Origin of the sequence: Streptomyces xanthophaeus (assembly GCF_030440515.1) — a bacterium.
GTDB lineage: Bacteria > Actinomycetota > Actinomycetes > Streptomycetales > Streptomycetaceae > Streptomyces > Streptomyces kutzneri.
The window spans coordinates 2,182,459-2,203,345 of sequence record NZ_CP076543.1; the positions used below are offsets into that span (position 1 = coordinate 2,182,459).

The 20,887-nt window shown below is 73.2% G+C and carries 21 protein-coding genes; 12 read left to right on the forward strand and 9 right to left on the reverse strand.

Annotated features, from left to right (window positions below; genetic code table 11):
• Positions 1-56 precede the first annotated feature (56 nt).
• On the forward strand, positions 57-521 hold the full coding sequence (locus KO717_RS09200; RefSeq protein ID WP_301365789.1) for a DUF3093 domain-containing protein: 465 nt from the start codon (positions 57-59) through the stop codon (positions 519-521).
• 53 nt (positions 522-574) lie between these two features.
• Here the strand turns inward: KO717_RS09200 and KO717_RS09205 are convergent, their stop codons facing one another.
• The 4 genes from KO717_RS09205 to KO717_RS09220 all read right to left on the reverse strand — a co-directional run bounded on the left by KO717_RS09205 (position 575) and on the right by KO717_RS09220 (position 4,104).
• Positions 575-1,507, reverse strand: coding sequence for a hypothetical protein (locus KO717_RS09205; protein WP_301365791.1), 933 nt, complete (start codon positions 1,505-1,507; stop codon positions 575-577).
• A 12-nt stretch (positions 1,508-1,519) separates the two neighbouring features.
• Positions 1,520-1,816: a DUF4193 domain-containing protein gene (locus tag KO717_RS09210; RefSeq protein ID WP_030008769.1), complete on the reverse strand. Its 297-nt coding sequence runs from the start codon at positions 1,814-1,816 to the stop codon at positions 1,520-1,522.
• A gap of 381 nt (positions 1,817-2,197) precedes the next feature.
• On the reverse strand, positions 2,198-3,445 hold the full coding sequence (locus KO717_RS09215) for a sensor histidine kinase (protein WP_030008768.1): 1,248 nt from the start codon (positions 3,443-3,445) through the stop codon (positions 2,198-2,200).
• 5 nt (positions 3,446-3,450) lie between these two features.
• Positions 3,451-4,104, reverse strand: coding sequence for a response regulator transcription factor (locus KO717_RS09220; protein ID WP_030008767.1), 654 nt, complete (start codon positions 4,102-4,104; stop codon positions 3,451-3,453).
• A 292-nt stretch (positions 4,105-4,396) separates the two neighbouring features.
• Here KO717_RS09220 and KO717_RS09225 point away from each other — a divergent pair, with 292 nt between their 5' ends.
• A complete protein-coding gene (locus tag KO717_RS09225; RefSeq protein ID WP_301365800.1) occupies positions 4,397-4,576 on the forward strand; it encodes a hypothetical protein in 180 nt (59 codons plus the stop codon).
• A 141-nt stretch (positions 4,577-4,717) separates the two neighbouring features.
• Here the strand turns inward: KO717_RS09225 and KO717_RS09230 are convergent, their stop codons facing one another.
• Positions 4,718-5,521 (reverse strand): inositol monophosphatase family protein, encoded by an 804-nt coding sequence (locus KO717_RS09230; RefSeq protein ID WP_382540870.1) that lies wholly within the window; start codon positions 5,519-5,521, stop codon positions 4,718-4,720.
• Positions 5,522-5,532: 11 nt separating this feature from the next.
• Positions 5,533-6,687 carry a ferrochelatase gene (locus tag KO717_RS09235; RefSeq protein ID WP_301365801.1) on the reverse strand — a complete coding sequence of 385 codons (1,155 nt, stop codon included), beginning with the start codon at positions 6,685-6,687 and terminating at the stop codon, positions 5,533-5,535.
• 174 nt (positions 6,688-6,861) lie between these two features.
• Here KO717_RS09235 and KO717_RS09240 point away from each other — a divergent pair, with 174 nt between their 5' ends.
• Both KO717_RS09240 and KO717_RS09245 read left to right on the forward strand, forming a co-directional pair.
• A complete protein-coding gene (locus tag KO717_RS09240) occupies positions 6,862-8,118 on the forward strand; it encodes an MFS transporter (protein ID WP_301365803.1) in 1,257 nt (418 codons plus the stop codon).
• Entirely contained in the window at positions 8,066-9,397 is a 1,332-nt protein-coding gene (locus KO717_RS09245; RefSeq protein WP_301365804.1) for a D-arabinono-1,4-lactone oxidase, read from the forward strand. Before KO717_RS09240 ends, KO717_RS09245 begins: the two co-directional genes overlap by 53 nt.
• A gap of 16 nt (positions 9,398-9,413) precedes the next feature.
• Here KO717_RS09245 and KO717_RS09250 read toward each other — a convergent pair whose 3' ends face one another.
• A complete protein-coding gene (locus KO717_RS09250; RefSeq protein WP_301365806.1) occupies positions 9,414-10,223 on the reverse strand; it encodes a hypothetical protein in 810 nt (269 codons plus the stop codon).
• Between the two features lie 522 nt (positions 10,224-10,745).
• Between KO717_RS09250 and sepH the strand changes: the two genes are divergently transcribed.
• Entirely contained in the window at positions 10,746-11,774 is a 1,029-nt protein-coding gene (gene sepH, locus KO717_RS09255) for a septation protein SepH (protein WP_301365808.1), read from the forward strand.
• Positions 11,775-11,842: 68 nt separating this feature from the next.
• On the opposite strand, the gene KO717_RS09260 is transcribed toward sepH, so the two are convergent.
• Positions 11,843-12,688 carry a sulfurtransferase gene (locus KO717_RS09260; protein ID WP_301365810.1) on the reverse strand — a complete coding sequence of 282 codons (846 nt, stop codon included), beginning with the start codon at positions 12,686-12,688 and terminating at the stop codon, positions 11,843-11,845.
• 176 nt (positions 12,689-12,864) lie between these two features.
• On the opposite strand from KO717_RS09260, the gene KO717_RS09265 reads away from it, so the two are divergent.
• Complete coding sequence (locus tag KO717_RS09265) at positions 12,865-13,650, forward strand: VOC family protein (protein WP_301365812.1); 786 nt, start codon at positions 12,865-12,867, stop codon at positions 13,648-13,650.
• Between the two features lie 2 nt (positions 13,651-13,652).
• On the opposite strand, the gene KO717_RS09270 is transcribed toward KO717_RS09265, so the two are convergent.
• Positions 13,653-14,912 (reverse strand): MFS transporter, encoded by a 1,260-nt coding sequence (locus tag KO717_RS09270; protein ID WP_301365814.1) that lies wholly within the window; start codon positions 14,910-14,912, stop codon positions 13,653-13,655.
• A 160-nt stretch (positions 14,913-15,072) separates the two neighbouring features.
• Here KO717_RS09270 and KO717_RS09275 point away from each other — a divergent pair, with 160 nt between their 5' ends.
• The 6 genes from KO717_RS09275 to KO717_RS09300 are packed head-to-tail and all read left to right on the forward strand — an operon-like array spanning position 15,073 to position 20,855.
• Positions 15,073-16,101 (forward strand): ABC transporter substrate-binding protein, encoded by a 1,029-nt coding sequence (locus tag KO717_RS09275; RefSeq protein WP_301365816.1) that lies wholly within the window; start codon positions 15,073-15,075, stop codon positions 16,099-16,101.
• The gene (locus KO717_RS09280; protein WP_301365818.1) at positions 16,091-17,206 is read left to right on the forward strand and encodes a FecCD family ABC transporter permease; all 1,116 of its coding nucleotides are present in this window, start codon (positions 16,091-16,093) and stop codon (positions 17,204-17,206) included. Before KO717_RS09275 ends, KO717_RS09280 begins: the two co-directional genes overlap by 11 nt.
• Positions 17,203-18,033 (forward strand): ABC transporter ATP-binding protein, encoded by an 831-nt coding sequence (locus KO717_RS09285; RefSeq protein ID WP_301365820.1) that lies wholly within the window; start codon positions 17,203-17,205, stop codon positions 18,031-18,033. Before KO717_RS09280 ends, KO717_RS09285 begins: the two co-directional genes overlap by 4 nt.
• A complete protein-coding gene (locus KO717_RS09290; protein ID WP_301365821.1) occupies positions 18,030-18,887 on the forward strand; it encodes a Rossmann-like domain-containing protein in 858 nt (285 codons plus the stop codon). Before KO717_RS09285 ends, KO717_RS09290 begins: the two co-directional genes overlap by 4 nt.
• Positions 18,884-19,927 (forward strand): GHMP family kinase ATP-binding protein, encoded by a 1,044-nt coding sequence (locus KO717_RS09295; protein ID WP_301365823.1) that lies wholly within the window; start codon positions 18,884-18,886, stop codon positions 19,925-19,927. The genes KO717_RS09290 and KO717_RS09295 overlap by 4 nt, the downstream gene beginning before the upstream one ends.
• Entirely contained in the window at positions 19,848-20,855 is a 1,008-nt protein-coding gene (locus KO717_RS09300; protein ID WP_301365825.1) for a pyridoxal-phosphate dependent enzyme, read from the forward strand. Before KO717_RS09295 ends, KO717_RS09300 begins: the two co-directional genes overlap by 80 nt.
• Positions 20,856-20,887 lie beyond the last annotated feature (32 nt).

Here is a 20,887-nt window from a genome sequence, read left to right on the forward strand (position 1 = left end):
CCGCGAACCTTACCCGCGCGGCTACCCACCGGTCGCCTCGTGGCAGGCTTGTCCGTATGCAGCTCTCCACCGCGCACCACGACGAACGCCTGACCGCCCCCCGCTCCTGGTGGGGCATCGCCGTCCTGGTCGGCCTCGCGTGCGCGCTGATGCTGCTGCCGCTGGGCACGATGCCGCTGCTGGCCGGTCTGGTCGGGGGCACCGCGCTGTCCGGGCTGGTGGTGAGTTCGTACGGTTCCGCGCGCGTGCGCGTGGTGGGAGGTGCGCTGGCGGCCGGTGACGCGCGGATCCCGGTGACGGCCCTGGGCGAGCCCGAGATCCTGGACGCCGAGGAGTCGCGCGCCTGGCGCACGTACAAGGCGGACACCCGCGCCTTCATGCTGATGCGCAGCTACGTGCCGACCGCGGTCCGCGTCGAGGTCACCGATCCGGCCGACCCGACCCCGTACGTCTACGTCTCCACCCGCCGGCCGCAGGCCCTGGTGGCGGCCCTGCTCGCCGCCCGTACCCAGGCGGCCTGACGGGCCCGTGGGAACGGTGGCCCGGCCGGGGCTGACCGCCCCGGCGGAGGACCTCAGCCGTGCGCGGAGGGATCCGCGGCCTCCAGTGCGATCCTGGTGGCCTCGGGAAGGGGCTGTACGGGCCGTTCCAGGGGCGGCAGCGCGCTCAGGGCCTCCCAGCCCACGGCCCGCCTCCGCAGGTCACCACGGACCTTCTCGGCGAGTTTGCGGGTGTCCCGCCGGTTCATGACCGCGCCGACGGCGGCGCCCACCATGAACGGCATGAGGTTCGGCAGACTGCGGAACATCCGCTTCATGATCTGCTGGCGCAGTTCGCGCTTCATCTGACCGCCGAGCGCCGCGTTCAGCGTGGTCGGCTTGGTCAGGTCGACCCCGCGCTCCTCCGTCCAGGCGGTCAGGTAGGCGAGGCTGCGCTCCCTGAGGCCGCCGTGCGGGCGCAGGCCGTAGACCTCGTGGAGTTCGGCGACGAGCTTGAGCTCGATGGCCGCGACCGCGGTGATCTCGGCCGCCAGTTCCGCCGGCATCGCGGGCGGCACGGGCAGCATGGCCGCGGCGCCGATTCCCGCGCCCACGGTCGAGGTGGCGGCGCAGGCACCCGTGACCAGCTTCTCGGCGAGCTGCTCGGGGCCGAGGCCCGGGAACTGCGCGCGCAGCGTCGCGAGGTCCCGAACCGGAACGCGCGGCGCGTTCTCGATGATCCTGTCGGTGACGTACTGGGCGGCGTCCCTGACACTTTCGCCGCCCTTGCGCACACCGTTCTTGACGGCTTGCATGCGACGAGCCCCGGGACGGTGCCGGGACCCCTCGTCGGGACCGGTTTCCGACGGCACCGCCGGGGCGGTGTCGGAAGGTATGTCGATCGCCGCACTGGCGGAGCCGCCGGAAGCCCCAGGAGCCGTTTCCGGATCCATGGATGCCACCTGCGTCTCCGCCGGATCACCAGATTTCCGGAAGCGGCGCTTCCGAAAGGGTGTGGAGCCAGCCACGGCCGACGCCTGTCAGTCGCAGTCGCGACAGATCGGCTGACCGTTCTTCTCACGTGCCAGCTGGCTGCGGTGGTGCACCAGGAAGCAGCTCATGCAGGTGAACTCATCGGCCTGCTTGGGCAGGACCCGGACGGCCAGCTCCTCATTGGAGAGGTCCGCGCCGGGAAGCTCCATGCTCTCGACAGAGTCGAATTCGTCCATGTCTGCGGACGAGGTCGACTTCTCGTTGCGCCGGGCCTTCAGCTCTTCGATGCTGTCGTTGTCGACGTCATCGTCGGTCTTGCGCGGGGTGTCGTAGTCCGTTGCCATTGTTCGCTCTCCCCCTCTGGGTGTTAGCGGTGTCTCAGCGCACGTAACGCACGAGAGGCCGGACTTGTGCCCGACCTGAGGCGGAGATTTTGCCTCACATCAAGGTCTGTTACTCAATCGACACCCAGCCGCCCGCCCGAAGGACGATTGGCTGGGATGACGAGCGGGACCGTACACGGTCCGAGGGCCGTCATGCACAAACGCCACCCCGTGTATTTCCCGCCATCCGAGGGGCCGGAAACCCGGACTTCCCGGGCGTTCCGGCCGCGATGGGGTCACTGAACGCACATGGGCCGACACCGGCCACTGTGATCGATCACACAGGACCGGTTGCTTTCACAAGGCAAGCATTCAGCCAAAAGCGAACACGGGGTCGGGGTGTCACAAGGGAAGAGTGACACGCATCACGAGGCCACCGCCTTCCCGGGGCATCGCCTGGATCCTGCCGCCGTGTGCGCGCGCCACGGAGCGCGCGATCGACAGACCCAGTCCGACACCCTTGTCGCTGCCCGTGCGCTCCGTACGCAGCCGCCTGAAGGGCTCGAAGAGGTTGTCCACCTCGTACGCGGGAACAACGGGACCCGTGTTCGATACCAGGAGGACCGCCTGACCGTGCTGTGCCTCGGTGACGACCTCCACCCAGCCGTCCTCCGGCACGTTGTACCGGACGGCGTTCTGCACCAGGTTGAGGGCGATCCGCTCCAGCAGCACCCCGTTGCCCTGGACGACGGCCGGGGCGCGCTCGCCGCGGATCTCCACGCCCTTCGCCTCGGCCTCGCCACGCACCTGGTCGACGGCGCGCGAGGCGACCTCCGCCAGGTCCACGGGTTTGCGCTCGACGATCTGGTTCTCGCTGCGGGCCAGCAGCAGCAGGCCCTCGACCAGCTGCTCACTGCGTTCGTTGGTGGCGAGCAGGGTCTTGCCGAGCTGCTGGAGCTCGATCGGCGCCCCCGGATCGGAGAGGTGCACCTCCAGCAGGGTCCGGTTGATCGCGAGCGGGGTCCGCAGCTCGTGCGAGGCGTTCGCGACGAACCGCTGCTGGGCCGTGAAGGCCCGCTCCAGCCGGTCGAGCATGTCGTCGAAGGTGTCGGCGAGCTCCTTGAGCTCGTCGTCCGGCCCGTCCAGCTCGATCCGCCGGGTCAGGTCGGAGCCCACGACCCGGCGGGCGGTCCGGGTGATCTTGCCGAGCGGCGAGAGCACCCGTCCGGCCATCGCGTAGCCGAAGGCGAAGGCGATGATGCTCAGCCCGAGCAGGGCCATCAGCGACCGGCTCAGCAGGTCGTCCAGGGCGTGCCGGCGCTGTTCGAGGACGCACTGGTTGATCGCCGCGGTGAACTGCTCGAACGGCTGGTTGGTGCCGCTCACACCGGAGCAGGTGGTGCTGGTGACCTCGATGTTCTGACCGCGCACGATCGTGAACGGGATCGCGTTGCCCTGCCGCAGGGCCTGCGCCGCCAGCAGGTAGATGATCGACAGCAGCAGGATCCCGGCGATCAGGAACATCCCGCCGTACAGCAGGGTGAGGCGTATCCGGATGGTCGGCCGCAGCCACGGGAAGGGACCCTCGGGCTGGCCGGGGTCCCATGTCGGTTTCGGTGGCGCCGCCGGTGGCGCAGGGGTGGTGGCCACGCGCATCAGATCCGGTATCCGGAACCGGGCACGGTCACGATGACGGGCGGCTCACCCAGCTTGCGGCGCAAGGTCATCACGGTCACCCGTACGACGTTGGTGAAGGGGTCGGTGTTCTCGTCCCAGGCCTTCTCCAGCAGCTGCTCGGCGGAGACGACGGTCCCCTCGCTGCGCATGAGCACCTCCAGCACCGCGAACTCCTTGGGCGCCAGCTGGACCTCCTTGCCCTCGCGGAACACCTCCCGCCGGTTCGGGTCCAGCTTGATGCCGGCCCGCTCCAGTACGGGCGGCAGCGCGACCGTGGTGCGCCGCCCGAGCGCCCGTACGCGGGCCGTCAGCTCGGTGAAGGCGAAGGGCTTGGGCAGGTAGTCGTCCGCGCCGAGCTCCAGCCCCTCCACCCGGTCGCTGACGTCGCCGGAGGCGGTCAGCATCAGCACGCGGGTGGGCATGCCGAGCTCGACGATCTTCCGGCACACGTCGTCACCGTGCACGAGCGGGAGGTCCCGGTCCAGCACGACCACGTCGTAGTCATTGACGCCGACCCGCTCCAGGGCGGCGGCGCCGTCGTACACGACGTCCACGGCCATGGCCTCCCGGCGTAGTCCGGTGGCCACCGCATCGGCGAGCAGCTGCTCGTCCTCGACGACGAGTACGCGCACGTCGTTTCCTTCCTCCGAGCCCAGAAGGGCACACGTGTATTGCGTCGCCCATCCTGCACGTTTCGGCCGTAAACCGGCTGTAAGACGGCTCGTGGAGGGGCTGGTGGAGGGGCTGGTGGAGGGGCTGGTGGAGGGGCTGGTGGGGGGCTGACGGGGCGGAAGTGAGGATTCCCTGGCCTCACGAGGTTTCTGGGCCCAGGGTGCAGGGGAGGACGAGATCACACCCCATCCACTCCCTGACGGCGGAGAGCCACGTTCCGCCGCCGACCCACGAAGAGGGGGCGAACCCATCATGGACGCATTCACCGCGGGTCTCCTGCAGCGCATCAGGACCACGCAGTCGGACCTCATGCACGCCCGCGAGACGGGCGACGACTTCCTCGCGGAAGTGGAACTGGCGGAGCTGGAGGATCTCCAGCGCCTGGCCGCCGAACACGGTGTCCCGGTCTCGGCCGCCGTGCCCGCCTGCTGATCCCCCGATCGGCCGGCCTGCCGTTCCCGCACGACCCCTGCACCGATCCCTCACGACCCCTGCTCCTGCACGGCCTCTGCACGACGTGGACCCCGGACGCCCGAGCGGGCGTCCGGGGTCCGCGTGCGTTCACGGGTGCGTTCAGTCGTGCCAGGCTCCCGACTCCTCCAGCAGCGGCTGCAGCGAGGCGAACACGGCCGGAGTGGCGGCCAGGGTCAGCTCGCCCGAGGCACGCTCGCCCGGACGGCCCCCGGTCACGGCCCCGGCCTCCCGGGCGATCAGGTCACCGGCGGCCAGGTCCCACGGGTTCAGTCCCCGCTCGTAGTACCCGTCCAGCCGCCCTGCGGCCACGTCGCACAGGTCCAGCGCCGCCGACCCGCCGCGCCGGATGTCCCGCACCAGCGGGATGATCCGCGCCGCGACCTCGGCCTGGTGGGCCCGCCGGGTCTGCACGTACGCGAAGCCGGTCCCGAGCAGTGCCTGGTCCAGCGGCGCCGCCGGCCGGCAGGCGAGGCGCGTCGTACCCAGCCACGCGCCGCCGCCGAGCACCGCGTGGTAGGTCTCCCCGCGCATCGGGGCCGCCACCACGCCCACCACGCTCTCGCCGCCGTACTCGGCCGCGATGGACACGCCCCAGCTCGGGAGCCCGTAGAGGTAGTTCACGGTGCCGTCCAGCGGGTCGACGACCCAGCGCACCCCGCTCGTCCCCGGGGCGTCCGCGCCCTCCTCGCCCAGCAGCCCGTCCTCGGGCCGCCGCTCGGCGAGGATGCCGGTGATCAGCTTCTCCGCCGCGATGTCCATCTCGGTCACCACGTCGATCGGGCTGGTCTTGGTCGCCGCCACCGCCAGATCGGCCGGGCGGCCGTCGCGCAGCAGAGCCCCGGCCCGCCGGGCGGCCTCCAGGCCCACTTCCAGCAGTTCGGCCTTCAGCTCGTCAGAGATCACGGTCCCACTTCCTACGCGTACGGACTGTCCACGCCCGCGGCCGCCGGCCGGGGGCCCCGCGCCGGGCAGCAGCCCACCGCGCACAGGTCATGACTCTGCCCCAGCGTGCCGACCCAGCACTCCGGGGGCGTCTCCCCGCGCTCCTTGGCGGCCCGCTCGAGCACCAGCTCCCGTACGGCCCCGGCGAAGCGCGGATCGGCGCCGACGGTCGCGGACCGCCGCACGGGCAGGCCCAGCTCGGCCGCCTTCGCGGTGGCCTCGGTGTCCAGGTCGTAGAGGACTTCCATGTGGTCGGAGACGAAGCCGATGGGCACCATGACGACGGCGGGCGCACCGGCGGCGTGCAGGGCCTCCAGGTGGTCGCAGATGTCCGGCTCCAGCCACGGGATGTGCGGGGCGCCGCTGCGGGACTGGTAGACGAGCTCCCAGGTGTGCGCGACCCCGGTCCGGGCGGCGACCTCGTCCGCGATCACCCGGGCGACGTCGAGGTGCTGCTTGACGTACGCCCCGCCCTCGCCGTCCCCGGTGTGGTCCTCCACCGGACCGGAGGTGTCCGCGGCGGCGGTCGGGATGGAGTGGGTGGTGAAGGCGAGGTGGGCGCCGGAGCGCACCTCCTCGGGCAGCTCGGCCAGCGAGGCCACCACCCCGTCGATCATCGGCTCCACGAAGCCGGGGTGGTTGAAGTAGTGGCGCAGCTTGTCGACCCGCGGCAGCTCCACGCCCTCCTCGGCGAGCGTGGCCAGCGCGTCGGCGAGGTTCTCGCGGTACTGGCGGCAGCCCGAGTACGAGGCGTACGCGCTGGTCGCGAGCACCGCGATACGGCGGCGCCCGTCGGCGGCCATCTCCCGCATCACGTCGGTCAGGTACGGGGCCCAGTTCCGGTTGCCCCAGTAGACCGGCAGGTCCAGCCCGTGCTCGGCGAAGTCCCCCCGCAGCGCGTCCAGCAGCTCGCGGTTCTGACCGTTGATCGGACTGACCCCGCCGAACCCGAAGTAGTGCTGCCCGACCTCCTTGAGCCGCTCGCGCGGGATGCCGCGCCCGCGCGTGACGTTCTCCAGGAAGGGCACGACGTCGTCGGGTCCCTCCGGGCCGCCGAAGGACAGCAGCAGGAGGGCGTCGTAAGGGGCGGCGGAGCCGCCGTCGGGGGCACGGAGCTGGTCTGACATGCCTCGAATCCTGCCACCCGGCGCCCGTGCCCGGGCAACGGACCCGGCCCGTCCCACACCTCGGACAGCAGGTAAGGTCACCCTAACTTCCTGTCGGTATTTTCCCCATGCGGGCGCCTTGTCGGCAGACGTAACCTGTCTGAGCCAACCACGTCCCTTACGGAGGGCACCACCTTGCCCAGTCCCTACCGCGCGATATTCGCGACCCCCGGCACGAAGGGGTTCACGGCCGCCGGCCTCCTGGGCCGGATGCCGCTGTCCATGGTGGGCATCGGTGTCCTCACGATGATCACCGAGCTGGGCGGCAGCTACGCCCTCGCCGGCGGCATCACCGCCACCATCGCCCTGTCCGCGGCGGCCGTGGGCCCCCAGGTGTCCCGGCTGGTCGACCAGCACGGGCAGCGGCGGGTGCTGCGCCCGGCCACCCTGACCGCGGCCGCCGCGGTGACCGGCCTGCTGGTCGCGGCGGCGAACGGCTGGCCGAGCTGGACGCTCTTCGTCTTCGCGGTCGTCGCCGGGTGCGTGCCCAGCGTCGGATCGATGGTCCGGGCCCGCTGGACGGCCCTCTTCCGCGACACCCCGCAGCTGCACACGGCCTACTCGTTCGAGTCCATCGTCGACGAGATCTGCTTCATCGTGGGCCCGCCGCTGGCCGCGACGCTCTCGGCCGGCTGGTTCCCCGAGGCCGGCCCGGTGGTCGCCCTCGTCTTCCTGCTGACGGGCGTGTGGTGGCTGACGGCGCTGACCGCCACCGAGCCGAAGCCGCATCCGCACGAGGAGCACACGGACCGGTCCTCGGCGCTGCGCTCCCCCGGCCTCCAGGTGCTGGTGGCGACCTTCGTCGCGACCGGCGCGATCTTCGGCTCCGTGGACGTGGCCACCCTGGCCTTCGCCGCGGAGCACGGCAACAAGTCCCTCGGCGGGGTGTTCCTGGCGGTCTGGGCGTTCGGATCCTGCCTGGCCGGCATCGTCTTCGGCCTGCTGCACTTCAAAGGCAGGGCCGAACCTCGCTGGATCCTGGGCATCAGTGCGATGGCCGTGAGTATGATCCCCCTCCTACTGGCCGGGAACCTTCCGTTTCTGGCCGTGGCGCTCTTCGTCTCGGGCCTCGCCATCGCTCCCACGATGATCACCACGATGGCCCTGATCGAGGCGCACGTGCCACACGCGAAGCTGACCGAGGGCATGACCTGGATCAGCACCGGCCTCGCGGTCGGAATCGCGCTCGGGTCCTCCGTGACCGGCTGGGTCGTCGACACAGCGGGTGCGCAGACCGGGTACGTCGTCTCCGTCTCGGCGGGAGTGGCCGCGGCGGCGGTCGCGTTCGCGGGATACCGCCGGCTGACGAGGCCGGCGCAAGGGGAGGAGCCAGCAACCGATGGGGACGGCGACAGCACGGCAGCGCAGCACGGAACGGACCGCGTGGCATAACTGGGCGGGCAACATCACCGCCACACCGGCCCGCACGGTGACACCGGCTTCGGTCGGGGAGCTCCAGGAGACGGTCCGCCGCGCCGCCACGGAAGGGCTGCGGGTGAAGGCGGTCGGCACCGGCCACTCCTTCACCGCGGCCGCGGCGACCGACGGGGTGCTCATCCGCCCGCAGGCCCTGGCCGGGATCCGGTCGATCGACCGGGCGGCCGGGACCGTCACGGTGGCGGCGGGCACGGTCCTCAAGGACCTCAACGTGGCCCTGGCCCGGGAGGGCCTGTCGCTCACCAACATGGGCGACATCATGGAGCAGACGGTCTCCGGCGCCACCAGCACCGGCACCCACGGCACCGGCCGCGACTCGGCCTCCATCGCCGCCCAGATCCGCGGCCTGGAACTGGTCACCGCCGACGGCCGGCTGCTGACCTGCTCCGAGAAGGAGAATCCCGAGGTCTTCGCGGCGGCCCGGCTCGGCATCGGCGCGCTCGGCATCGTCACCGCGATCACCTTCGCCGTGGAACCGCTCTTCTTCCTGACCGCGCGGGAGGAGCCGATGGGCTTCGACCGGGTGACGGCCGAGTTCGAGGAGCACTTCGCGGAGAACGAGCACTTCGAGTTCTACTGGTTCCCGCACACCGGCAACTGCAACACCAAGCGGAACAACCGCAGCCAGGGCCCCGCCGCCCCGCCCGGACCGGTGAGCGCCTGGATCGAGGACGAGTTGCTCTCCAACGGCCTCTTCCAGGCCGTCAACTCGCTGGGCCGCGCGGTCCCGGCCACCATCCCCTCCATCGCCCGTGTGGCCAGCCGCGCCCTGTCGGCGCGCACGTACACGGACATCCCGTACAAGGTGTTCACCAGTCCGCGCCGGGTGCGTTTCGTGGAGATGGAGTACGCCCTCCCGCGCGAGCAGGTGGTCGAGGCGCTGCGGGAGCTGCGGGCGATGGTCGACCGTTCCGGGCTGCGGATCAGCTTCCCCGTGGAGGTGCGGACGGCTCCGGCGGACGACATCACGCTGTCGACGGCCTCCGGGCGCGAAACGGCGTACATCGCGGTGCACATGTACAAGAGCACCCCGTACCAGGCCTACTTCACCGCGGCCGAACGCATCTTCACGGCGCACGGCGGGCGCCCGCACTGGGGCAAGGTGCACACGCGGGACGCGGCGTACTTCGCGGAGGTCTACCCGCGGTTCGGCGAGTTCACCGCGCTGCGCGACCGCCTCGACCCTGACCGGGTCTTCGGCAACGACTACCTGCGGCGCGTCCTGGGGGACTGAGCCGGTACGGGGCAGGTCAGGGCGCGGTCTGCCGCGCGGCCGGCGGCGGCGCGTCCGGGCCGGCCGTCGGTACCGGCGGAGTGGGTGCGGTGGGGGCCGGGGACGAGCTCGGGGCCTCCTTCGACGGGGAGGCACCGGGCGCCGGGTCCGCGGAGGCCCCGGGGTTCCCGGACCCGGAGGGGCCGGGTGCGGGGCCCGCGCTCCGGCCGCCGGACGACGGGGACGGCGACGGCGACGGGCTCGGGGAGGTCCCGGACCCGGGGCCGCGCCCGCCCTTCCCCTCGCCGCCCGGCTCGTCGCGGGGCGGGGCGGGCCGGTCCGGGCCCGCCGTGCGGGTGCCGCCCGAGAAGAGCGTGCCGCCGCCGCTGCTGACGGAGGTGCCGGCCATCGCCTCGTAGGTGCCGAGGCCGCCGACGGCGACGGCGAAGGCCGCGCCGGAGGCGACCGCGGTGCGCTTCCAGCCCCGTACCCGGGTGCCGTGCACGGTGGCCTCGCCGAACGCCTCCGTCACGGCCCCCGCGGCCGTGGTGTCCGCGCCCGTCGACTCCGCGCGGGACGGGGGCACCTGACGGGCCCTGGGCCGGGCACCGCCCCGCAGCCGGTCGCCGGTGCGCCGGAAGAGGTGCTGGATGACGGGCCCGCCCGCGGTGGCGACCACACTGACCACACCGGCTCCGAGGATGGTGCCGTAGACGCCCATCTTCGAGGCGAAGAGGGCGGCCGCGACGGTGGCGAGGGAGGAGCCGGCGACCTGGGCCGCGCTCAGGTCGAGCTTCTTCTCCGGTTCGTCCTCGACGTCCCGCGTCGCCTTCCGGCCCATCGCCATCCCCGGTGTGTCCTGCCTCTCGCGCTTCTCCTCTTCCAGGAGTTACCGACCGCTGAGCGAAGCAGATAGTTCCGTTTCTGGTGATTATGTGAAGCAAGACACCCGAAAACGGACCACGGGTGCAGGTCGGACCCGATCGAAGGCACGCCAACTCCCGCCGTCCGGGGAAAGTTCGGCGGCGCGGCGGTCCACCCAGGTGGCCCGAATGGAGTACTGTGGCGAGCCCTGGGGCCGTCCTTCCTTTCGGATGTCCGGACTCGGGAGAGGGGGCCGACGGATGGAACACGGCACTCGAAGACCGGTGATGCCGCGGTATTGCACGGGCTCCTGCTGCGCACAGTAACCGTTCGGTCACTGTGCGTGCCCAACAGGTAACCGTGCCATAACGGCGATCAAGGGCGCATGCCCGACACGCCGGTTTAACTCGGCAAGGTTGTGGCAGGCTGCACCCGGGCAGGCCACACTCGACTAGCGGAAGCAGCGACGCACGTGACGTCGGCAGGCACCACCCGGGAGGTCCCCATGCCCGAACTGCGTGTCGTGGCCGTCTCAAATGACGGCACACGACTGGTGCTCAAGGCTGCGGACAGCACGGAGTACACGCTTCCGATCGACGAGCGGCTCCGGGCCGCCGTCCGCAACGATCGCGCGCGTCTGAACCAGATCGAGATCGAGGTGGAGAGCCACCTCCGCCCCCGCGACATCCAGGCCCGCATACGGGCCGGTGCCTCCGCGGAGGAGGTCGCTCAACTCGCCGGCATCCCCGTCGACCGCGTACGCCGCTTCGAGGGCCCGGTGCTCGCCGAGCGCGCGTTCATGGCCGAGCGCGCCCGCAAGACCCCCGTACGCCGTCCCGGCGAGAACACCGGTCCGCAGCTCGGCGAGGCCGTGCAGGAGCGGCTGACCCTGCGCGGGGCCGAGAAGGAATCCGTCCAGTGGGACTCCTGGCGCCGCGACGACGGCACCTGGGAGGTCCTGCTCGTCTACCGGGTCGCGGGTGAGCCGCACTCGGCGAGCTGGACCTACGACCCGCCGCGCCGGTTGGTCGTGGCCGTGGACGACGAGGCCCGTTCGCTGATCGGCGAGTCGGAGGACCTGCCGGCGGCGCCGGAGCCGAGTTTCCCCTTCGTGCCGCGGATCGCGCGCCTGCCCCGCGACCGGCCGCTGGACCGCGCCCTGGACCGGCAGCTGGAGCGGGCCGACAGCAGGCCCGCGCCCGCACCGGAACCGGAGGAGGAACGGGACACGCTCACCAGCCTGCTGGAGGCCGTCCCGAGCTTCCGCGGCGACATGGTGGTCCCGGACCGCACCGAGACCCCGGACGACACCGAACCGGAGGCGGAGGAGCCGCCGGCCCCCGCCGCCTCGGCGGGCGCGGGCGCCGCGTACGCCGATGTCCTGATGCCGCGCACGGTGGCGGGCCACCGGGACCGCCTGACGGGTACCACCGACCGCCAGGCCGAGGCCGACGGGGTCCGCCCCGGGCGTCGGGCCGCGGTACCGAGCTGGGACGAGATCGTCTTCGGCACCCGCCGCAAGAAGCAGGAGTAGGAACAGGGGCAGGAGCAGGCGTGGCCGCCGCCGGGTCCGGCCCGGCGGCGGCCACGGTCCTGTCCTGCCTACTGGGGGTCCGGGCCCGTGGCCACCGGGCGGGCCGGGTCGCCGGACCATTCGGACCAACTGCCCGCGTAGAGGTCGGACTCGATGCCGGCCACCTCCAGGGCGAGTACCTCATGCGCTCCGGAGACCCCCGAGCCGCAGTACACGCCCACCGCCGTCCCCTCGGTGGCGCCGAGCGCCTCGAACCGGGCGCGCAGGGCGTGTGCCGGCAGGAACCGCCCGTCCGGGCCCACGTTCTCCGTGGTCGGGGCCGACAGAGCGCCCGGGATGTGGCCGCCGACCGGGTCGATCGGTTCGACCTCGCCCCGGTAGCGCTCCCCCGCACGGGCGTCCAGGAGGACCCCCGCACGCGCGCGCAGGGCCGCCGCGTCCGCGTCCAGCAGCCCGACCGCACCCGGAGTTGGCTTGAAATCACCCTCCGCGGGAGTCACCCGGTCGGCCGTCACCGTACCCCCGGCGGCCGTCCAGGCGGCCAAGCCGCCGTCCAGGACCCGCACGTTCGGGTGACCCGTCCAGCGCAGCAACCACCACGCCCGGGCCGCCGCCCAGCCCAGTCCGCCGTCGTACACAACGACGGGTCCGTCCGCCGGGACGCCCGCCCGCCGCATCGCCTCCCCGAAGGCCTCCGGGTCCGGCAGCGGGTGGCGGCCGCCCGTCCCGGGCGGACCTGCCAGTTCGCGGTCGAGGTCGACGTACACCGCTCCGGGCAGGTGTCCTGCCTCGTAGGCGGGCCGCTGGTCGGGGCCGCCGAGCTGCCAGCGGACGTCCAGCAGCACCGGCGGGCGGGGGCCCGCCAGCTCGTTCCTCAGTTCGGCGGCGGCGAGGATCACAAATTTCGCAGTCATGCCGGCCATCTTCCTCCCCGCCCGGCACCGGCGTAACAAGGCCGTCATCGGCGGGCCGAACCGATCCGGTCAACTCCGTGCCGGGCCCCCTCGATGCGGCGCGGTCGGGGCGCGCCGAGTCGCCGGGAGTGGAAGCATCAGCACCGGTAAGCGCCACGACGGAGGAGACGGCTGACATGACCGAGGCAGCGGAAGCAACCCGGCGCACGCCCGGTACCCCGTGCTGGGTGAGCCTCATGGTGCACGGGCTCGGGACCACCGAGGACTTCTACGCCGACCTGTTCGGCTGGGAGTACGAGCCGGGACCCGAGCAGCTCGGCCCGTACGTCCGCGCGGTGCTGGACGGCCACGAGGTGGCCGGGATCGGCGAGATGCCGCCGGACCGGCATCTTCCGGTGGCCTGGACGACGTACCTCGCCACGGACGACGCGGACGCGACCGCCGAGTCGGTCCGCGCCTGCGGCGGCACGGTCGCGGTGGGTCCGCTGGACGCCGGGATCGCGGGGCGGGTGGCGATCTGCTCCGACCCGCTGGGCGCCATCTTCGGGCTGTGGCAGGCGCAGAGCCGCATGGGTACCCGGCCGTACCGCGGGCCGGGCACCCCCGTGTGGAACGAGCTGGTCACCCAGGACACCTCGACGGTCGGGAAGTTCTACGAGCACGTCTTCGGCCACGAGGCGCAGACGCACGCCACGGCCTCCGACGACTTCGACTACCTGACCCTGCACCTGGAGGGGCGCCCGGTGGCCGCCGTGCACGGCGTCGGCCGCTCGCTGCCGCACGACCGGGGCCCGCACTGGATGGCGTACTTCGAGGTGGAGGACACCGACCGGGCGGCCGCGCGGGTCGTCGAGCTCGGCGGGCGCGTCGTCGACCCGCCCCGTGAGGGCCCGCGCGGGCGGCAGGCCACGGTCGCGGACCCGGAGGGCGCGGTCTTCGCCCTCGTGTGCTCGCGGAGCTGAGCTCAGTTCGCCCCCGGCTGCGGAGTCCGCCCGAAGTGCCGGGCGGTGGGCACGAGGGCGGCCGCGGCGGGTACCAGGAAGCAGGCCGCGGCGCACACGGCGAGGACCGGGGTGACGCCGAAGGCGGCGATGGCCGGGGCGATGAGGGCGAGGCCCACCGGGGCGAGGCCGTAGGACAGGAGGAAGTCCAGCGAGGAGACGCGGGCGAGCTTGTCCGGGGCGACCTCGCGCTGGGTGGCCGTGAACCAGGGCACGTTGAACAGCTCGATCCCGATGCCGGCCACGGCGTAGGCCGCGATCACCACGGCCGGGTGGACCGGCAGCATCAGGCTCAGCGGCGCGAAGCCGTAGCAGGCCAGGCCGGCGAAGGCGCTCCAGCCCTGGGAGCGGGGCCGCCGGCGGGCGGTGACCAGGGCGCCGCCGAGGGCGCCCACGGTGTAGGCGGTCATGGCCGCGGCCATGACCCACCCGGCGCCGTAGCGGTCGCGGCTGATGAGGGGCAGGGCGACGCTGGTGGCGGAGTAGCCCAACGCGATCACGGCGGTCAGGGCGCCGAGTCCGGCGAGGAACCAGGGGTGGCGGCGGGCCTCGCGTATCCCGTCGACGAACTCGGCGCGCAGTGACGCGCGCGGGGCGGGGGCCGCCGGTCCGGCGGCCGGGGCGCCGCGGCCCGGCAGGAGGGCGGCGACCAGCCAGAGCAGGCCGATCCCCAGCAGCAGCGTCCCCACGTCGGCGAACGCCGCCAGCAGCGCCGTCAGGGCGGGGCCCGCGAGCGTGGAGGTCCGTACCGCCATGGTCATGGCGGCATTGGCCTGCTGCCTGCGGTCGGCGGCGACGACCTCGGCGGTGAGCGCCTGGAAGGCGGGGCGGCAGGCCCCCTGGCCCGCGCCCGCGAGGGCGGCGGCCAGGGTCATCACCAGCAGCGACCGGCCGAGGCCGAGGGCGAGGAGCGGGGCGGCGGACGCGGCCGCGAGCGCGGACCAGAGCACGACGGTCCGGCGCGTGTGACGGTCCGCCAGCACTCCGCCGACGGCGACGGCGACGAGGAAGCCGGCGGTGCGGGCCGCGAGGACCAGGCCCAGGCCGGCCGCGCCGAGTTCCCGGTGCAGGACGGCGAGACCCAGGACGAAGGGCAGCGCCCAGGTCGCGAGTCCGGAGGCGGTGGTGCCCGCCCACAGGCGCAGGAAGGCGGTGTCGCGCAGGACGGAACGCACGGGCGGCGGGCCGGTCTTGGGCGTCGCGGGCGCGGGTGTGGTCGACACGGTGGGGTGCTCCTCGTTCGTCGGCAGGGTGCGGATCGCGGTTCGGCGGACCTCGACCCGGGGGTGTTAATGAAAACGATAACCATTACAGTACCCTTCGAACGCGGCACTCCTGCCCGGTGCACGACCACGCCCACGCTCATCCCAGACCGGAGACCCCATGCGCCACCGCACCCGGATCGGCATCCCCCTCGCACTCGCCCTGGCCCTGGCCACCACGGGCTGCTCGACCACCACCGGCGGCCACGCGCCGCAGGGCGAACCCGCCGCCCGGACGGCGGCACTCGGCAGCTGCGGGCGGCAGTTCTCCTTCGACCGGCCCCCGCAGCGCGCCGTCGCCCTGGACCAGACCTCGACCGAAACCCTGCTGGAACTGGGGCTCCAGGACCGGATGGCCGGGACCGCCAACCTCAAGACGAAGATCCCCGCTCAGTACCGGGACGCCTATGCCGAGGTCCCGGTCATCGCCCCCAAGATCGCCACCAGCGAGCAGCTGCGCGCCGCCACGCCCGACTTCGTGGTGGCCGCCTCCACCGACCTCTATACGAAGGACCGCGCCGGCACCCGCGAGGAACTGGCCGCCTTGGGGGTCCCCACCTTCGTCAGCGCGGTGGACTGCCCGCAGCAGAACGAGGCCGGAAAGACACCCTTCGAACTGCTCTTCTCCGACTACGAGCAGCTCGGCAAGGTCTTCGGCCGCGAGGAACGGGCCGGCCGCCTCGCCCGGGAGCAGCGCGCCGCCGTGGCCAGGGCCGGTGAGAACGCCGCCGGGGCCGCCGCCCGGGACGGGAAGCAGCCCACCGTCGTCTACCTGTACTCGGTCTTCAACGGCATGCCCTACGTCGCCGGCCGGACCGGCCTGCCCAGCGAGATGAGCCGGATCGTCGGCGCGAAGAACGCCTTCGACGACGTGGCCGAGGACTGGCCGGAGGTCTCCTGGGAGGAAATCGCCCGGCGCGACCCGGACTTCATCGTGATCGGCGATCTGAGCGAGCGCGGCCGGCCAGGCGACAGCGCCGCCGAGAAGCGCGACGCGATGGCCGGGGACCCGGTGGTCTCCAAGCTGGCGGCGGTCCGCGAGAACAGGATCATCGAGGTGCCGGGCATCGAACTGGACCCTTCCGTCCGCTCCGTGCACGCCCTGGGGCTGCTGGCGGCGGGGATGAAGGACCTCGGACATGTCCGCTGACCCGGGGGCGGCGGACCTGCTGCTGCCGTCCTCCCGTGAGGTGCGGGTGTCCGCGCCGTCCGCGCCGCCGCGGGTCGGGCGGTCCGGCGCACCGGCCCGGGCGGGGCTGTTCCTCGCCGGGGTGCTCGTCCTGGTCGCCTCGGTGGCGGCGGGCACCCGTATCGGCAGCGCCGACGTGGGATGGACCGACCTGGGCCGGGTGGTCGGGGCCCGGCTGGGCCTGGCCACCGAACCGCTGCCGCCGCTGCTGGACTCGCTCGTCTGGGACCTGCGGCTGCCGCGGGTCCTGATGGCGGCCCTGGTCGGCGCCTCGCTGGCGGTCTGCGGCACCGTGCTGCAGGCCGTCACCCGCAACGCCTTGGCCGACCCGTACCTGCTCGGCGTGTCCTCGGGGGCCTCGGCCGGGGCCGTCGCCGTGGCCGTCCTGCCCCTGTCCGGGCCGGCCGCCGGAACCCTCGGGATCACCGGCGGCGCCCTCGCCGGCGCCCTGCTCTCCTTCGGCCTGCTGCTGGCGCTGCTGCACCGGACGGGCCTGGACTCCGTCCGCATCGTCCTCACCGGAGTGGTCGTCGGACAGCTCTTCACCGCCCTGACCTCGCTCGTCCTGATGGCCTCGGCCGACGCCGACACCACGCGCGCCCTCACCCACTGGCTGCTGGGCTCGATGGCCCCGGCCCGCTGGGACGCCGTCGTGGTCTGCGCGCTCGTCACCCCGCTGGGGCTGGCGGCCGCCTGGCTGTGCGCGAACGCCCTCGACGGCCTCGCGTTCGGCGCGGACACCGCCGCCTCGCTGGGGATCGGGGTGAGGCGCACCCGGATGCTGCTGCTCGTGGTGACGGCCGTGCTGACCTCGGTGGCCGTGGCCACCGTCGGCGCCATCGGGTTCGTCGGGCTGATCGTCCCGCACGGGGTGCGCCTGCTCGCCGGTCCGCTGCACCGGGTGCTGCTCCCCCACGCGGCGCTCGCGGGCGCGGTGTTCCTGGTGTGGACCGACGCCCTGGCGCGGGTCGCCTTCGCACCGCGCGAGATCCCGGTCGGCGTGATCACCGCGCTGCTCGGCGTACCGCTGTTCCTCCTCGTCCTGCGCAGGCGGGGGGAGTTGTGAGGATCACCGCCGAAGACCTGAGCTGGTCGGCCTCGGGCACTCCCGTCGTCCGCGGGGTCGGCCTGGACATCGCGCCGGGCGAGACGGTCGGACTGCTCGGCCCCAACGGCTCCGGCAAGTCCTCGCTGCTGCGCTGCCTGGCCGGGCTGCGCGTGCCCGACACGGGCACGGTGCGCTACGACGGCCGGCCGATCCGGACGTGGAGCGCCCGCCGGATCGCGCGCCACATCGCCTTCGTGGAGCAGGACTCCGGATTCGACACCGACCTGCGCGTCGCCGACGTCGTGGGACTGGGGCGGACCCCCTTCCGCGACCGCCTGCGCGGGCCGGACGCCACCGACCGGGCGGTGGTCGCCGCCGCGCTGGACCGCGTCGGTCTCACCGCGCTCGCCGGGCGCTCCTGGAAGGGCCTGTCGGGCGGCGAGCGGCAGCGCGCCCACATCGCCCGCGCGCTCGCCCAGCAACCGTACGGTCTGCTCCTCGACGAACCCACCAACCACCTGGACGTCAAGCACCAGTGGGAACTGATGGAACTGCTCGCCGGCACCGGTCAGACGGTGCTGGTCGCACTGCACGACCTCACCCTGGCCGCCCGCCACTGCGACCGGCTCCTGCTCATGCACCAGGGCCGCCTGGTCGCCTCCGGCAGCCCCGCCGCCGTCCTCACGGCCGAGCGCCTCGCCCAGATCTTCGAGGTCGACGCCGAACTGGCCACCGACGCGCTGGGGCGGCACTCGGTGTCCTACCGCGGCCCCCTGCGCGCCACCACGCCCGCGCCCGTACCCGTACCCGCACCTCTTCCCGTACTGCGACAAGGAACGTCATGACGAGCCACCCGACCACCGCACCTGCATCCGCATCCGCATCCACGCCCGCGCCGACGGTCGACGCCCTCGTCGCGGCCGTACTGGCCGGTGAACACGGCCCGCTGCCCGGCGAACTCGTGGCGACCAGCGTGTTCTGGATCCACCACGGCACCCGGCTGGCCGGCGGCGACACCACCTACCTCAACCAGTACGTCCTGGTGCGCCTCGGCGGCTCCTTCGGCGGCTGCGCCTTCGAGGCCGGCGAGATCGACCCGTCGGTCTGCCGCGACGCCTCGGGCGCCCCGCTCGACGTCCTGCTCCGCGAGGCTCCGCGCCCGCTGCGGATCGCCGCCCTCGACGCGTACCTGGCCGCGCAGCGTCCGCACCGCGACGCCGGAGCGGAGCCGGTCACCCTCCCCGCGGGCACCCCCGAAGTGCGCGCCCGGGCCCGCGACGCGGCCATCGCGGGGCTGCTGGACATCGGCGCGGGCGCCCGGGTCGGCCTCATCGGCGTGGTGAACCCGCTGGTCGCGGCGATCCGCGAGCGGGGCGGCGTACCGCTGCCGTGCGACCTCAACCTCAGGGCCACCCAGTGGGGCGATCCCGTCACCACCGACATGCACGAGGTGCTGGAGCGTGCCGACGCCGTCGTCGCCACCGGCATGACCCTCGGCAACGGCTCCTTCGACACCGTCCTCGACCGCTGCCGCGCCCGGGGCATCCCGCTGGTCGTCTACGCGCAGAGCGGCAGCGCGGTGGCCAGGGCCTTCCTCGGCTCCGGGGTGACCGCCCTGTCCGCGGAGCCGTTCCCCTTCTCCCAGTTCAGCTCCGACCCGACGATCCTGTACCGCTACCGGACGGCGGGGCGGCCGTGACCGCGCCCACCTCGCTCCGCGGCACCGGGCACGCCTCCTGTCACCACGGCGAGATCCTCCAGGGCGTCTTCCTCGACGCCGCCGGGCGCCGGTGCGCCGGCCTGGTCACCCTGCCGATGACCGGGATGGGCAGCCGGGCCGAGTTCACCCGGCGTCCCGGTACCCCGCCGGAGCAGCTCACCGTCGTGCCCGGCGACCGTACGAAGGCCGCCCGCGCGGCGGCCCTCACCGTCGGGGAATGCGCGCCGCTGCGCCGGGAGCCGCCCTGCGGAGGGGAGTTGCGGATCACCGGCGACATCCCGGTGGGCCTCGGCATGGGCAGCTCCACCAGTGATGTCATCGCCGTCGTCCGCGCGGTCGCGGACTCCTACGGGGTGCGGCTGGCGCCCGGCACCGTCGCCCGGCTGGCGGTGCGCGCCGAACTGGCCTGCGACCCGCTGATGCTCGACGCCCGCCCGGTGCTCTTCGCCCAGCGCGAGGGGCGGGTGCTGGAGGCCCTCGGCCCCTGCCTGCCGCCCCTCGTGGTCGTGGGCTGCGCCCTGGGCGGGGGCGCCCCCGTGGACACCCTCGCCCTGCCGGTCCCTGCGTACGGCGAGAGCGACGTACGCGCCTTCGAGCGGCTGCGCGCCCTGCTGCGGCGGGCCGTGGCCACGGGCGATGCGGCCCTGCTGGGCCAGGTCGCGAGCGCCAGCGCGCGGCGGGGCCAGCAGGTCCTGCGTCACCCGGAGTTCGACACCCTCGTCGGCATCGGCCGGCGGCTCGGGGCGCTGGGGATCCAGATCGCGCACAGCGGTGCGGTGGCCGGTCTGCTCCTGGACCCGGCGGCCCCGGGCCTGCGCCACCGGGTCCGCGGGTGTGTACGGGCCCTGGAGAGCGACGGCATCGCCGCAACCCGCGTCTTCACGACCTTCCCGCCCACCCCGACCGTCCCGCCCGTCCCGACGACCAAGGAGTTCCCGAGTGGACCAGCACATCGCGGAGGCCATCGGCCGGCCCGACCTGATACGCCTCGACGACCGGCTCGTCTGCCTGCGCTTTGAGTGCATGAAGGTGGTCTCCGCCCTCGCGGCGGTCCGCCACCTGCTCGACACGGGGGTGGTGCGGCGCGGGGACACCCTGCTGGACAGCTCCAGCGGGATCTACGCGTACGCCCTCGCGCTGGCCTGCCACCGCCACGGGATGCGCTGTCACATCGTCGGCTCGACGACCGTCGATCGCACGCTGTGCGTCCAACTGGCCGTGCTCGGGGCGACGCTGGAGCGGATGGAGCCCTGCGACGACCTGAAGCTGGACCAGAAGCGGCGGGTCGAGCGCATCCACGAGATCCTCGCGGAGCACCCCGAGTACCACTGGATGCGGCAGTACCACGACGACGTCCACTACCTGGGCTACCGGGCGGTGGCCGAGCGGATCCGGCGGTCGACGGGCGGGGGCTCCCTGACCCTGGTCGGCGGGGTCGGCTCGGGCGCCTCCACCGGGGCCCTCGCCCGCTACCTCCGGGAGGACTCCCCCGACGTCGAACTCGTCGGTGTGCAGCCCTTCGGGAGCGTCACCTTCGGCGCCGAGCACGTCGCCGACCCCGAGATCATCATCGCCGGCATCGGCAGCTCCATCCCCTTCGGGAACGTCAGCCACACGTCCTACGACACGCTCCACTGGATCTCCTTCGACGCCGCGCTGGCCGGCAGCGTCGATCTGTTGCGGCGGCACGCGGTCTTCGCCGGCCTGTCCACCGGGGCCGGCTACCTCGCCGCCCGCTGGGAACGCTCCCGTGCCCCGGAACGCACGGTCGTGTTCCTCGCCGCGGACACCGGCCACCGGTACGTGGACAGCGTGTACGCCCGCCACGGCGAGGCCGCTCCCGTCGACTCCCTGGCCCCGCGCCAGGTCACGGCCCGGGCCGAACTCGCGCTCCCCTGGTCCCGGATGCGATGGAACCGGGCCCCGGGCGGCCTGCCGGTCCGATGAAGCCGGAAGGCCGGCGGAGCAGGGTGCTCCGC

Coding starts and splice junctions, on each gene's coding strand:
- KO717_RS09290 (WP_301365821.1), top strand. CDS start 18,030: ATGACGAGCCACCCGACCACCGCACCTGCATCCGCATCCGCATCCACG.
- KO717_RS09200 (WP_301365789.1), top strand. CDS start 57: ATGCAGCTCTCCACCGCGCACCACGACGAACGCCTGACCGCCCCCCGC.
- sepH (WP_301365808.1), top strand. CDS start 10,746: ATGCCCGAACTGCGTGTCGTGGCCGTCTCAAATGACGGCACACGACTG.
- KO717_RS09210 (WP_030008769.1), bottom strand. CDS start 1,816: ATGGCAACGGACTACGACACCCCGCGCAAGACCGACGATGACGTCGAC.
- KO717_RS09250 (WP_301365806.1), bottom strand. CDS start 10,223: ATGGCGATGGGCCGGAAGGCGACGCGGGACGTCGAGGACGAACCGGAG.
- KO717_RS09245 (WP_301365804.1), top strand. CDS start 8,066: ATGGGGACGGCGACAGCACGGCAGCGCAGCACGGAACGGACCGCGTGG.
- KO717_RS09265 (WP_301365812.1), top strand. CDS start 12,865: ATGACCGAGGCAGCGGAAGCAACCCGGCGCACGCCCGGTACCCCGTGC.
- KO717_RS09280 (WP_301365818.1), top strand. CDS start 16,091: ATGTCCGCTGACCCGGGGGCGGCGGACCTGCTGCTGCCGTCCTCCCGT.
- KO717_RS09275 (WP_301365816.1), top strand. CDS start 15,073: ATGCGCCACCGCACCCGGATCGGCATCCCCCTCGCACTCGCCCTGGCC.
- KO717_RS09260 (WP_301365810.1), bottom strand. CDS start 12,688: ATGACTGCGAAATTTGTGATCCTCGCCGCCGCCGAACTGAGGAACGAG.
- KO717_RS09225 (WP_301365800.1), top strand. CDS start 4,397: ATGGACGCATTCACCGCGGGTCTCCTGCAGCGCATCAGGACCACGCAG.
- KO717_RS09235 (WP_301365801.1), bottom strand. CDS start 6,687: ATGTCAGACCAGCTCCGTGCCCCCGACGGCGGCTCCGCCGCCCCTTAC.